General features: G+C 61.7%; 9 protein-coding genes. All 9 read left to right on the plus strand.

All coding sequences use genetic code 11. From position 1 onward, the window contains the following. The first annotated feature begins 8 nt into the window (after positions 1 to 8). Positions 9 to 2,930 (plus strand): TIM-barrel domain-containing protein, encoded by a 2,922-nt coding sequence (locus ABDK11_RS16665; RefSeq protein ID WP_346837648.1) that lies wholly within the window; start codon positions 9 to 11, stop codon positions 2,928 to 2,930. 24 nt (positions 2,931 to 2,954) lie between these two features. Beyond that, complete coding sequence (locus ABDK11_RS16670) at positions 2,955 to 4,502, plus strand: tryptophan halogenase family protein (RefSeq protein WP_346837649.1); 1,548 nt, start codon at positions 2,955 to 2,957, stop codon at positions 4,500 to 4,502. Positions 4,503 to 4,533: 31 nt separating this feature from the next. Further along, complete coding sequence (locus ABDK11_RS16675; protein ID WP_346837650.1) at positions 4,534 to 6,822, plus strand: hypothetical protein; 2,289 nt, start codon at positions 4,534 to 4,536, stop codon at positions 6,820 to 6,822. Then, positions 6,819 to 7,583, plus strand: a complete 765-nt coding sequence (locus ABDK11_RS16680; RefSeq protein WP_346837651.1) for an SDR family oxidoreductase — start codon at positions 6,819 to 6,821, stop codon at positions 7,581 to 7,583. Before ABDK11_RS16675 ends, ABDK11_RS16680 begins: the two co-directional genes overlap by 4 nt. Continuing rightward, entirely contained in the window at positions 7,583 to 8,527 is a 945-nt protein-coding gene (locus ABDK11_RS16685; protein WP_346837652.1) for a 2-dehydro-3-deoxygalactonokinase, read from the plus strand. The genes ABDK11_RS16680 and ABDK11_RS16685 overlap by 1 nt, the downstream gene beginning before the upstream one ends. Then, the gene (locus ABDK11_RS16690; protein WP_346837653.1) at positions 8,508 to 9,152 is read left to right on the plus strand and encodes a 2-dehydro-3-deoxy-6-phosphogalactonate aldolase; all 645 of its coding nucleotides are present in this window, start codon (positions 8,508 to 8,510) and stop codon (positions 9,150 to 9,152) included. Before ABDK11_RS16685 ends, ABDK11_RS16690 begins: the two co-directional genes overlap by 20 nt. A 70-nt stretch (positions 9,153 to 9,222) precedes the next feature. Then, positions 9,223 to 10,800, plus strand: coding sequence for a sodium/sugar symporter (locus tag ABDK11_RS16695; protein WP_346837654.1), 1,578 nt, complete (start codon positions 9,223 to 9,225; stop codon positions 10,798 to 10,800). Between the two features lie 95 nt (positions 10,801 to 10,895). Next, on the plus strand, positions 10,896 to 12,461 hold the full coding sequence (locus tag ABDK11_RS16700) for a glycoside hydrolase (RefSeq protein WP_346837655.1): 1,566 nt from the start codon (positions 10,896 to 10,898) through the stop codon (positions 12,459 to 12,461). 72 nt (positions 12,462 to 12,533) lie between these two features. Continuing rightward, positions 12,534 to 13,544, plus strand: a complete 1,011-nt coding sequence (locus ABDK11_RS16705) for a DUF4380 domain-containing protein (protein ID WP_346837656.1) — start codon at positions 12,534 to 12,536, stop codon at positions 13,542 to 13,544. Positions 13,545 to 13,562 lie beyond the last annotated feature (18 nt).

The raw sequence follows: 13,562 nt of genomic DNA on the forward strand, positions 1-13,562 counted from the left end.
ACAGAATCATGCACAAGACACTATTCAACTCCCCCGTGCTGAAACCCACGCTGCTCGCCGCGGCGCTCTTCCCCTGGCTCAGCGGCTGCGGCGGCAGCAACGAGCAGGCCGCCCAGACTCATGCCAGCTGGCAGAAGACCGCGCACGGCGCGGTGGTGACCCTTAACGATGGCGACTTCCACAAGGTGCGCCTGCAGGTGATCGACGAAGACATCATCCGCGTCACTGCCACCGCGCAGCAGGATTTCAGCAATCTGCCCAAACCGCTGATGGTCGTGGCCCGACCGCAGGCGACCGAGTTTTCCGTCGAGCAACAGGGCGACATGCTGCAGGTGAAAACCGCAGATGTGTCCGCACTGGTATCCCTCGAAACCGGCAAGGTACAATTCGAGAACGCCGCCCGCGAAACCCTGTTGGCCGAGACTTCGCGCAGCCTCGCGCCGGTCACCGCAAACACGGGCAAAGTGGACCTGGATTCCTACGCGCTGCGCCAGCAGTTCACGCGCCAGCCCGACGAGGCCTTCTACGGCCTTGGCCAGCACCAGGACGGCCGCGTCAACTACGCCGGTGAGAACGTCGAGCTGACCACTTACAACCTGGAAATCAGCATTCCCTACCTGGTTTCCAGCCGCAACTACGGCCTGCTGTGGAACAACACCTCCATCACGCGTCTCGGCGATCCGGAAGCGGCCAAACCGCTGGCAGCGGAATACGACCTGTACAACGCCGACGGCGAAAAGGGCGGTCTCACTGCGCGCTACTACGACGGTGACCAGCTGAAACTGACCCGCACCGAAGCGGACCTGGACTACCAGTTCCTGTCCCACGCCAGTGTGCGCGAAGTCCCCTTCCCGGAAGAGGTGCAGGATGCGAAAAACCTGCGCATCGAGTGGAGCGGCAGCATCGCACCGAAACACAGCGGCGAGCACGAATTCAAGATGTACTCCAGCGGCTACGCCAAACTGTCCCTGGACGGTGACCAGCTGCTGGACCGCTGGCGCATGAACTGGAACCCCTGGTTCCACAACGCCAAGGCCGATCTCGAGGCCGGGCACAAATACCAGCTGGATCTGGACTGGACGCCACAGGGTGGTTACTTCCACCTGCTGCAGCACCCGCCGCAGCCGAATGCTGATACAAAGCTGTCCATCGCCTCGGAGAGCGGCAAGGCAATCGACTACTACTTTGTGGCCGGTGACAACAAGGACGACGTGATTTCCGGCTACCGCGAACTGACCGGCAAAGCCGTAATGCTGCCGAAGTGGGCATTCGGGTTCTGGCAGAGCCGGGAGCGCTACAAGTCCCAGGACGAACTTGTGGATGCGCTGCAGGAATACCGCGACCGCAAGATCCCCATCGACAATATCGTGCTCGACTGGTCCTACTGGCCGGAGGACGCCTGGGGCAGCCACGACTTTGACAAGCAGCATTTCCCCGATGCCAAGGCCATGGTCAGCAAGGTCCACGACCTGGATGCACACATCATGATTTCCGTATGGCCGAAGTTCTACCCGACCACGGACAACTACAAGGAACTGAATGCCGCCGGCTGCATGTTCAACAAGAACATCGAGGAGAAAAACCTCGACTGGATCGGTCCCGGTTATCTCAATGCCTTCTACGATCCGTTCAAGCCGGAGTGCACCAAAATCTACTGGAGCCAGATCCGCGACAAACTCAACGTGCTCGGCTTCGACGCCTGGTGGATGGACGCCTCCGAACCGGATATTCACTCGAATCTTTCGTTCCAGCACCGCAAGGAGCTGATCACCCCGAATGCGCTCGGCACCGGTACCGAAATGTTCAACGCCTACGCCCTGCCGCACGCCGAAGGTGTGTACAAGGGTGAGCGGGTGACCGATCCCACCAAGCGCAGCTTTATCCTGACCCGCTCCGGCTTCGGCGGTATCCAGCGCACCAGCGCCGCCATCTGGAGCGGCGACGTGGTATCGCGCTGGTCGAACCTGAAAGAGCAGATCGCCGCGGGCATCGGTGTCGGTATGTCCGGCATGCCCTACTGGACCTTCGATATCGGCGGCTTCACCCCCGAGGACCGCTACCGCTACAACGGCGATACCGTTGTCGGCAACACCGACCAGATGGCCCAGAGCGAACAGAAAGAGTGGCGCGAACTGAACCTGCGCTGGTTCCAGTTCGGCGCCTTCGTACCGTTGTTCCGCTCCCACGGCCAGAACCCCTACCGCGAGATCTACAACCTCGCCGACGAGGGCAGCGACACCTACAACAGCCTGGTGTGGTACACCAAGCTGCGCTACCGCCTGCTGCCCTACATCTACACCCTGGCCGGTAATTCCGCGCAGAAAGACAGCACCATGATGCGCGGTCTGGCGATGGACTTCGGAGCCGATCCGAATGTGCGCGATATCACCACCCAGTACATGTTCGGCCCGTCCCTGCTAGTCAACCCGGTCTACGAGTTCGGCGCCCGCTCCCGCGACGTCTACCTGCCGGCCGGCACCGACTGGTACGACTTCTACAGCGGCAAGAAGTACAGCGGCGGCCAGCATATCGATGCGCCGGCGCCCTATACGCGCATGCCACTGTTCGTCAAAGCCGGCAGCATTCTGCCCACAGGCCCGGCGATCCAGAGCACTGCGGAGAGCCTGAACGAGCCGCTGACCATCAACGTTTACACCGGCGCCGACGGCCACTTCGAAATCTACGAGGACGATGGCCAGAGCTACGGCTATGAACAGGGTCAGTGGTCGCGTATTCCGCTCAGCTACGACGACGCCAGCGGCCAGCTGACGATTGGTGAACGCAGCGGCAGCTTCCCCGGCATGGCTGAAACGCGCCGCATCAGCGTGCGCTGGCTCAGCCGTGGCGACAGCGCCACCGACTTCGACGCCAAGCCGGCGCAGACCGTCGAGTACAGCGGTGACAAACTGGTGCTGAAAAAGCCCGCGTAAGTGCCCCACGGACAGGGGTGGCCTATGGCCACTTCTGTTCGGCACGCCAGTGACAATAAGAGCTACATGATGGCAGCGACACCAATCAAAAAAATCGTCATCGTCGGCGGCGGTACCGCCGGCTGGATGGCCGCCGCCACCCTGGCACAGCATTACCGTCGCGCCGAGCTACAGATACAGCTGGTGGAATCCGAGCAGATAGGCACCGTCGGTGTCGGCGAGGCCACGGTCCCCGGTATCATCAACCTGAACAGCTACCTCGGTATCCGCGAGCGGGATTTTATCGCCGCTACCGGCGCCACCTTCAAACTGGGTATCGAGTTTATCGACTGGCGGCAACGCGGTGAGCGTTTCTTTCACCCGTTTGCCGATTTCGGCGCGCCCATCGGCCAGCTGCCATTTTTTCCCTGCTGGCTGAAACTGCAGCAGCAGGGTCGCGCTGCACCACTGCAGGACTACTGCCTGTCCGCGGCCATGGCCAAGGCCGGGCGCTTCGCCCAACCGGATGAAAAAGCCAGCAATCCACTGGCGCTGTACAGCTACGCCTACCACTTCGACGCCTCGCGCTATGCGCGCCTGCTGCGCGACTACGCTGAAGCCCGCGGGGTCGAGCACATTGAGGGAAAAGTCAGCGAAGTAAAACTGCACACCGGCAGCGGCGATATCGACCAGCTGCTGTTGGAGGATGGCCGCCAGCTGCGCGGCGACCTGTATATCGACTGTTCCGGTTTCCGCGGACTGCTGATCGAGCAGACACTGCACACCGGCTACGAGGACTGGCGCCACTGGCTGCCGGTCGACAGTGCCGTGGCGGTACAGAGTGAACGCAGCAGCGAACCGCTGCCCTATACCCGCGCCACCGCTCTCGACGCCGGCTGGCGCTGGCAGATCCCGCTACAGCACCGCAGTGGCAACGGCTATGTCTACGCCAGCGACTATCTGGACCGCGACCGCGCGCAGCGAGCGCTGCTCGACGGACTCGACGGCGAGCCGGTCAACGAACCGCGCCTGCTGCGCTTTACCGCCGGCATGCGCAAAAAGTTCTGGCATAAAAACTGTGTCGCGCTGGGTCTCGCCTCCGGCTTTATCGAACCACTGGAGAGCACCAGTATCTCCCTGATCCAGACCGGTATCGAGAAGCTGCTGCAATTCCTGCCCGACCTGGTGCCGGACCCGGAAAAGATCGAACAGGCCAACCACCTCAACCGGCAGGAATACGAGCGCATCCGCGACTTCATCATCCTGCACTACAAGCTCAATCGCCGCGACGACACTGACTTCTGGCGGCGCATGCGCGATATGCCGATACCGGACACATTGCAGGCCAAGATCGAGGCCTTCCGCGACGATGGCCGCCTGCTCAGCTACGCCAACGAATCCTTCCGCGAGGCGAGCTGGCTGGCGATCTACAACGGCCTCGGTTTGCGCCCGCAGCGGTATCTGGCGAATGTCGACAACATGGACAGTGATCAGCTGGCGCAGCTGCTGGAAAGAGTGCGCGGCGCCGTGGCCGCAGCGGCCGCGCACGCACCGCGCCACGGGGAATTCCTCGCCCAGCTGCAGATGGATTGAAAAGCACCAATAAAACGAATGGCGATTTGTGATGTTCAAACAATTGTTCACCTCGGCACTACTTACCTTTACCACCTGCACCACCTTCAGTGCCTGCGCCGCAAGCGCTGCGCCTGCCAGTGACGATTACCACTGGCGCAGTGTCACCGTCGGCGCCGGCGGCTTCGCGCCGGATATTATCTTCAGCCGTGCGGAAAAGGGCCTCGCCTACCTGCGCACCGATATGGGCGGCGCCTATCGCTGGGACAGCGGCCAGCAACGCTGGCTGCCGCTGCAGGACCAGATGGCGGAATCCAGCTATTTCGGTATCGAGAGTATCGCCGCCGATCCGCGCAACCCGGAGCGGGTCTATATGGCCGCGGGCATGTACAAGGGTGCACCCGCGGCAATACTCCGCTCCGATGACCGCGGCGAGCACTGGCAGGTGACCCCGGTGCCGTTTCGCATGGGCGGCAATGAAGACGGTCGCGGCCTGGGTGAACGCCTGGCAATCGACCCGCAGAATACCGACATTCTCTATTTCGGCTCGCGCCACGACGGCCTGTGGCGCAGCCGCGACCGCGGCGCCAGCTGGCACAAGGTAACGGCTTTTCCCCACGCCGGACTCGGCCTGCCCGAGGGCCGCCGCAGTACCCACGCCGGTATCAGTTTCGTACTCTTCGCTGAACAATGGCTTTTTGCCGGCGTCGCCGACAGGAATGGAACCGGCCTTTACCGCTCCGACGACAGCGGTGAACACTGGAAGAAAATTGCCGGTGGCCCGGACAAACTGCTGCCGGTACAGGCGGCCGCTGCCGGCGGCCAGCTTTATATCGCCTACAGCGATAATATCGGCCCCAACGGCGTCACCGGTGGCGCTGTCTACAAACTGGATATCGCCAGCCAGCAGTGGAGCGATATCACTCCGCCACCGCAAGGTGACGGACCCGCGGAAGGCGGCTTTATGGGCATCAGCGCCAGCGCGCAGCACCCGGGCACTGTCGCCGTGGCGACGATGAATCGCTGGCACCCGCACGATACGATTTACCTGTCCCACGACGGTGGCGATAGCTGGCGCGAACTGGAAAAACGCAGCCGCCGCGATGTCAGCGCAACGCCCTATCTCTACTGGGGCAATGACGAGGCGGATTTCGGCTGGTGGATCGCGGGCCTCGCCCTGAACCCTTTCCAGGATGACGAGCTGGTGTACACCACCGGGGCCACCGTCTACCGCACCGGCGATGCCGATGCGCAGCAGCTGCTGTGGAAACCCTGGGTCGAGGGTATTGAGCAGACCGCCATCATCACCCTGCTGAGCCCCGCCGCCGGCCCGCAGCTGATCAGCGGCTTCGGCGATATCAGCGGTTTTGTACACAGTGATTTCGATCGCTCGCCGCAACTGATGCTGACCGGCCCCGTATTCGCCAATACCAACACCATCATCGACGCCGGCAGCGCACCGCAAATCCTGGTGCGCAGCGGCACGCCGCCGCACCGCGCAGAAGGCCCGGTACCGACACTGGCCTGGTCCAGTAACGCCGGCAGAACCTGGCAACCGCTGACAGTTCCGGCGCTCAAAATCCCAGGCGAAAAAACCGCGCAGCGCTACGACCTGACCGGCGACAACGCGATTACCGTCTCCGCCGACGGTGACGCCTTCGTGTTTATGGCGCCGGTACCGCAGCTGAGCCGCGACCGCGGCCGCAGCTGGCAACCGGTAAAAGGCCTGCCGCTGCACGCACACCCGGTGGCGGACCGGGTCGATGGCAAAAAATTCTATGCACTGGATTTCAGCCGCGGCGAACTCTATGCGAGCACTGACGGCGCGGCCAGCTTCACCGTACTCGAATCGCGCGGACTGCCATCCGACCTCAGCGGCGACCGGCCGCACAACCGCGAAAAGCCCTGGCCGCTGCACGCGGCCCCCGGGCGCGAGGGCGAACTGTGGCTGGTTTCCCGGCAGGGCCTGTTTCACTCCACCGACGGCGGTCGCCAGTTCGCGCGCGTCGACAGTGATATCACCGTCGAGCAACTGACCTTCGGCAAGCCGGCCGCGGGCAAACAGGCAGCGACGCTGTTTGCCATCGGCCAGCGCGGCAGTGAACTCAGCTCTGAACACAGCTCTGAGCGCGCTATCTGGCGCTCCGACGACAGCGGCCGCCACTGGCTGCGCGTCAACGACAGCCGCCACGAATACGGCCGGCGCTTTCGCGTGATCGCCGGCGACCCGCGCCACTACGGCCGCGTCTATATCGGCACCGATGGCCGCGGCATCGTGATGGGCGAACCCGCTGCCATCACCGTGCAAACAGAACTTTCCGCACAGGATTCCCGACAATGATTACAGCCAGTTATCCCGACCTCATCGACGCGCCAATTTTTATCACCGGCGGTGGCTCCGGCATCGGCGCGGCCTTCGTGCGCGCCTTCTGCCAACAGGGTGCGCGCGTCGCCTTCGTATCCCTGGATGAAGACAAGGCACAACAGCTGTGCGCTTCCGTGGAGGAGGAGACCGGTGTGCTGCCGCTGTTCCAGCGCTGCGATATCACCGATGTCGAGCATCTGCAGCAGTGTATCGCCAGCGCCGCCGAGCAGCTGGGACAGTTCCGTGTACTGATCAACAATGCCGCGCGCGATACCCGCCACTCACTGGACAAATTCAGCGCTGATGAGTGGGACGCATCCCTGAATACCAATTTGCGCCCGCACTTCTTTACCGCGCAGGCAGTCGCCGCCGGTATGCGCGCACAGGGAGGCGGCAGCATTATCAATGTGGGCTCCAATTCCGCCCTGCTCGGGTTGGCTGGCTATCCCGCCTACGTCACTGCCAAGGCCGGGATTGTCGGCCTGAGCAAGGCGCTGGCACGGGAACTGGGCCCGGACAATATTCGCGTGAATGCGCTGATTCCCGGCTGGGTCATGACCGAGCGACAGAAGGAACTGTGGGTAACCGAAGAGGCGCTCGAAGAATGCCTGGATCAGCAGTGCCTGAAGCGCACCATTTCTGAACAGGACTGTGCCAACAGCGCACTGTTCCTCGCCTCGGGGGCTTCAGCCATGATCAGTGGCCAGTCGCTGATCATTGACGGTGGACGCGTGTGATGCGCTGTATCGTCATCGACTGGGGCTCCAGCAATTTTCGCGCGCACCTGGTAGACGACGGTGGGCACGTAGTGTGTACCCGCAGCGACGACTGCGGCGTGCTGAACTGCGGGAAAAATTACCAGGCGCTGTTACTGGAGCGCTGCGGCGACTGGCTGCAACGCTGGCCGCAGGTACCGCTGTACCTGTGCGGCATGATCGGCAGCCGCAACGGCTGGCGCGAGGCCCCTTACGCGCCCTGCCCGGCAAACGCCGCGGCAATCGCGCAGCAACTGCTGCCCCTGGGTGAGCTACCCAACGCCTGGGTTGTGCCCGGGGTAAGCTGTATGTCACCCGGCGGCGCGCCGGACGTAATGCGCGGTGAGGAGAGCCAGGTACTTGGTGCACTGCAGCTGCGCAGCAGGGAAAGTGCAGTGCTGTTGCTGCCCGGCACTCACAGCAAGTGGGTGCGTGTGGAGAACGGCCGCATCATCGACTTTGCCACCTTTTTTACCGGCGAACTGTTTGCGCTGCTGCATCGTCACAGTTCTATCGGCTCGGTGCTCGGCGATGCCGACAGCGATCCGCACAGTTTTATCGAGGGCCTGCGTCACAGCCGCCGCGCCGGTGGGCCATTGCACCAGATGTTCGCCGCCCGCGCCCTGGCGCTGTGCGAGCCGGACAGCGGCCTGGCCATGTCCGCCTTTTTATCCGGTCTGCTGGTCGGCAACGAGTTGGCTGAGGCGCTGACCATGTTTCCGGCAGCGGATGAAATCCTGCTGTTGGGCAGCGAAAAACTGCAAAATCTCTACCGGCTGGCGGCAGACGAATTCGGCATTGGTCTCAATGCGGTAGATCCGTCGCTCGCAGTGGTCAAGGGCGTGACCGCCATCTGCGACGCACAACAGCAGACACTCCAATACCAGAGTTCAGAGGAGAACGACCGTGCTGCAAACCAATCTTGAACGCTGCCCACTGGTGGCGATATTGCGGGGCATCACTCCGGATGAAATCATCGCGGTCAGCCAGGCGCTGATCGACAGTGGCTTCACCATTATCGAGGTACCACTGAATTCACCGCGTGCACTGGACTCGATCCGTCTGCTCAGCCAGCACTTCGGCGATCGCGCCCTGGTCGGCGCCGGCACGGTCACCGACGTCGCGCAGGTGGACGCTGTTGCCAGCGCCGGCGGGCGCTTGATTGTGTCCCCCAACTGCGACACCGAAGTGATTCGTCGCAGTGTGGCGCTCGACCTGGTCTCCTTGCCCGGCTGCTGCACGCCCACGGAAGCCTTCGCTGCACTGGCAGCCGGTGCCCAGGGTATCAAGCTGTTCCCGGCCACAATGATCTCACCGGCCACGGTCAGCGCGCTGCGCACCGTGCTGCCGCCGGTGCCGATCCTGGCAGTGGGTGGTATCGACACCGCGGATTTTGCCCGCTACCTGGCCGCCGGTGCCGACGGCTTCGGTACCGGCGGCAGTCTGTACCGCCCCGGGTGCAGCGCTGACGAAGTGCGCGCGCGTGCCGAGGCCTCGGTCCAGGCAGTGGCACAGGCGCTGGCTCCCGTAGAAACCAAAATATGCGAATAACGATTCCGAAATAAACAACGCCGAAATAAATAGCGTCGATATAAGAATAACTTCGAGAGAGGTGAGAGATATGGAACTGGCAACCACCGACCTGGCGATTTTTATCGCCTATGTCGCCGCGCTGATCGCCATCGGCTACCTGGTGTCGCGGGAGAAAAGCGGTCACCAGAAAAACACCCAGGACTATTTCCTAGCCGGCAACGGTCTGCCCTGGTGGGCGGTGGGCGCCTCGCTGATCGCGGCGAATATCTCCGCGGAGCAGATTATCGGCATGTCCGGCTCCGGCTACGCCATCGGCCTGGGTATCGCATCGTACGAGTGGATGGGGGCAATCACACTCATCCTGGTGGGCAAATATTTCCTGCCGGTGTTCGTGCGCAAGAAAATCTTTACCATGCCGCAGTTTCTCGAGCAGCGCTATGATCAGCGCGTAAAACTGGTAATGGCGATCTTCTGGCTGGGCGTCTACACCTTCGTTAACCTGACTTCGATATTGTGGCTCGGCGCACTGGCAATCAATGCTATCGCCGGTGTGGAACTGCTCTCCGGCTTGCTGTTCCTCGGGCTTTTCTCTGCCGCCTACTCGCTGTACGGCGGCCTCAAGGCGGTGGCGCTGACGGATATCATCCAGGTGGTACTGCTGGTGATCGGCGGGCTGGTACTGTCCTATTTAGCGCTGGACCTTATCTCCGGTGGCAAGGGGCTCGTGGCCGGATTTTTCGAGCTGACCCACCGCGCACCAGAAAAATTCGACATGATCCTGTCGCCGGACAACCCCAACTACGCCAGCCTGCCGGGACTGTCGGTGCTCCTCGGTGGCATGTGGGTGGTGAATTTCTCGTACTGGGGCTTCAACCAGTACATTATCCAGCGCGCGCTGGCGGCAAAAAGTATCGACGAGGGCCAGAAAGGTATCGCCTTTGCCGCCTACCTGAAACTGCTGATGCCAATCATTGTCGTGCTGCCGGGCATCGCCGCGGTGGTGCTGCTGCCAGACCTGGCGCGCCCGGACGAGGCCTATCCGCAGCTGATGAACCTGATGCCGGTGGGCTTCAAGGGACTGGTATTCGCCGCATTGGTCGCGGCGATCGTCTCGTCGCTGGCGTCGATGACCAACAGTATCGCCACCATTTTCACCATGGATATCTACGCGCGCTTCAAGCCGTCGGAAGATCAGCGCCACTATGTGAGCGTGGGCCGTGCGGCCAGTGTGATCTCCCTGATCCTGGCAATGATCTGTGCGGAACCGCTGCTGGGCCAGTTCGAGCAGGCATTCCAGTACATCCAGGAGTTCACCGGCTTCTTCACTCCGGGCATTGTGGTGCTGTTCGTGCTCGGCGTCTTCTGGCGCGGCGCCACCGCCACCTCCGCCCTGACTGCCGCCATCGCCTCGGCGGTGCTGTCAGTCGTGTTCAAGATGGGCTGGCCGTCACTGCCGTTTATGGATCGTATTGGTCTGGTGTTCCTGCTGTGCCTGGGCCTCGCCGTAGCCGTTTCTCTGCTGCAGGGCCGCGGCCAGACGCTGGTGGCCGGCAGCGACGGCAGTGTGGCACTGGCGGAGATCAGCTTCGACACCAGCCGGGGGTTCAACCTCGCCGCGCTGGGTGTGACGCTGGTGTTGATCGCGCTCTACACCACCTGGTGGTAGACGTTTTTATCCCTCCTGCGCGAGTACCCGATAGTGTTCGCGCAGGGGCAACGCATACCAATAACACCCACTCCTATTTTCTGAAGCCAGCAATAATGAAACTCAAATCCCTGATACCACTGCTCCTTGTCCTGCTGTCAGTGGGTACGCAAGCCACAAGCCCCGAGCGCATTATCGATCTGGATACCCGGCACAAAGCCGGACCACTCAATACCTTTTTCAACACCACTATCGGCGCCGGCCGCGCCAACGAGGGGCTGCGCGCAGACTGGCAACAGCAGCTCGCCGAGATCAAGCGGGATGCGGGTTTCAAGTACATCCGCATGCACGGCCTGCTGACCAACGATATGGCGGTATACAAGGAGGATGCCGACGGCAATCCACAGTACAACTTCCAGTATATCGATGCGCTCTATGACTACCTGCTCAGCATCGACATAAAACCCTTTGTCGAACTGGGCTTTATGCCCAGTGCCCTGGCCAGTGGTGACAAGACGATTTTCTGGTGGCGCGGCAATGTGACGCCGCCGAAGAGCTATGCCAAGTGGGGCGACCTGATTCGCCACCTGGTGCAGCATTTCACCGACCGTTACGGCGCTGACGAGGTGAAAACCTGGTATTTCGAAGTGTGGAACGAGCCCAACCTGGATGGCTTCTGGGCGGGAAGCCAGGCCGAGTATTTCAAGCTCTACGCCACCAGCGCCGCAGCGATTAAAAGTATCAACCCGGACTACCGCGTGGGTGGTCCGGCCACCGCCGGCGCCGCCTGGGTTCCGGAAATGATTCACTACTGCAACGAGCACAAGGTACCGCTGGACTTCGTCAGTACGCACGCCTACGGCGTCAAGCAGGGATTCCTGGACGAATACGGCAAAACCGGCACTGTGCTGGCCAGGGATGAATGGGCGGTGAGTGGCGACGTGCGCAAGAGTCGCGAGCAGATAGCCGACTCCCCGTTACCGGGTCTGGAACTGCACTACACCGAGTGGTCCTCCTCCTACACACCCGCTGACCCGATCCACGACAGCTACCACGAGGCCGCCTATATCCTGCAGAAGCTGAAGCAGGTGGGCGACGCCGCGGATTCCATGTCTTACTGGGTATTTACCGATATCTTCGAGGAAGCCGGCCCGCGCTTTACCCCTTTCCACGGTGGTTTCGGCCTGATGAATACCCAGGGCATCAAGAAGCCCGCCTATTTCGCCTACCAGTTCCTCAACCGGCTGGGCACCACGGAACTGAAGAATACCGATCGCGAGTCGTGGGCCACTGTCGACCAAAAGGGCGATGTGCAGCTGCTGCTCTGGGACTACAGTTATACGCTGCCGAAGGACACCAACAACCAGCAGTACTATATCCGCGACCTGCCCGCCGCCGACAAGGGCAAGACCGCAGTCCATATCAATGGCCTCAAGCGCGGCAACTACCGGCTGAAAATCTCCCGGGTCGGCTACCGGCAGAACGACGCCTACTCCGCTTATATCGCCATGGGTTCACCAGATCAGCTGAGCCGCACGCAGGTGAAAAAACTGAAAGCAGAGGCCAGCGGCGCGCCGGCACTGGAGAAGACCGTAAAGGTTTCGTCCAGCGGAGAATTCTCCACCGAGTTGCCGTTGCGAGAAAACGATGTTTACCTGCTGGAATTGAGCCGGGACGGCTGACAGGCTTGGATTCCGCTGCACCAAACGTCTCAGCTGGTAATGCAAGATCCAAATGAAAAGGATAGAGAAACCATGCACACAACCGGACTCAAACGCTGGCTGCTGCTGGGCCTGCTCGCCACCGGGCCGGCCTGGGCTGCACCGCAGACCTTCCAGCTGAAAAACGACAAGCTGCAGTTCAGCTTTACCCCGGAACTGGGCGGCCGCGGCCTGTCATTTTCTGCCGCCGGACAACCGAACCTGCTGAAAATCGGCGCAGCAGTCGAGGAACAGTCGCAGCCGCATATCAGCGCCGACGGCGACAATATCCCCTACCTGGGGCATATCGTCTGGCTGGGGCCGCAGAAGGCCTGGTGGCGCAGCCAGTCGCTCAATACGGCGCGCCGCGATGCCAGCGCCGACTGGCCGCCGGATCCCTTCACTGTACTGGCCAGTAATACCCTGACCGAACACAGCACCACCGAAGCGGATATGGTCGCCCCGGCGAGCCCAATTACCGGCCTCAGCCTGCGTAAACACTTCGCCCTTGAAGGCGACAAACTGGTTCAGCGAGTTACCGCCACCAACGAGCGCGACACACCGGTGAGCTGGGATCTGTGGTTCAACACCCGGGTAGCGGCGGATACCCGAGTCTATGTGCCGGTAGAGAATTTCAATGGTGACCTGCGTATCGTACAGATGGGGGATGCCACTACGCAGGCCGACAGCGATGTGCAGGCACAGGGCTTTTTTGATTTTTCCCGTGCCAGAGCCAATAGCAAGACCAAAGCATATATCCAGCCCGCCGCCGGTTGGTTCGCGGCTTTCAACAAAGGGCAGGTATTTATTATCGAGTTTCCGCTGCAACCGCGCGCGGCGATTCACCCCGATCAGGGGCAGGTAGAGATGTATATGGAATACGCCGACGGTAAGATGAACGATGGTTTACTGGAGCTGGAAGTACACGCGCCGTTCAAGACGCTGGCACCAGGAGAATCAATGACGGCGACCGAAAACTGGAAGGCCTTTGCTTTCCGCGGCGGGGACTCGCGCTCTGCACAAATCCATAAGCTTCGTGAGCTGGGCTACCTGCCCGTCAAATAAATTCGCCAGATCGCTGCC

It is taken from the genome of Microbulbifer sp. SAOS-129_SWC (assembly GCF_039696035.1).
Lineage (GTDB): Bacteria > Pseudomonadota > Gammaproteobacteria > Pseudomonadales > Cellvibrionaceae > Microbulbifer.

What these genes read in the sequence shown, in the direction of transcription:
- ABDK11_RS16705 (WP_346837656.1), top strand. Translation starts at nt 12,534, where the DNA reads ATGCACACAACCGGACTCAAACGCTGGCTGCTGCTGGGCCTGCTCGCC.
- ABDK11_RS16700 (WP_346837655.1), top strand. Translation starts at nt 10,896, where the DNA reads ATGAAACTCAAATCCCTGATACCACTGCTCCTTGTCCTGCTGTCAGTG.
- ABDK11_RS16665 (WP_346837648.1), top strand. Translation starts at nt 9, where the DNA reads ATGCACAAGACACTATTCAACTCCCCCGTGCTGAAACCCACGCTGCTC.
- ABDK11_RS16680 (WP_346837651.1), top strand. Translation starts at nt 6,819, where the DNA reads ATGATTACAGCCAGTTATCCCGACCTCATCGACGCGCCAATTTTTATC.
- ABDK11_RS16675 (WP_346837650.1), top strand. Translation starts at nt 4,534, where the DNA reads ATGTTCAAACAATTGTTCACCTCGGCACTACTTACCTTTACCACCTGC.
- ABDK11_RS16695 (WP_346837654.1), top strand. Translation starts at nt 9,223, where the DNA reads ATGGAACTGGCAACCACCGACCTGGCGATTTTTATCGCCTATGTCGCC.
- ABDK11_RS16670 (WP_346837649.1), top strand. Translation starts at nt 2,955, where the DNA reads ATGGCCACTTCTGTTCGGCACGCCAGTGACAATAAGAGCTACATGATG.
- ABDK11_RS16685 (WP_346837652.1), top strand. Translation starts at nt 7,583, where the DNA reads ATGCGCTGTATCGTCATCGACTGGGGCTCCAGCAATTTTCGCGCGCAC.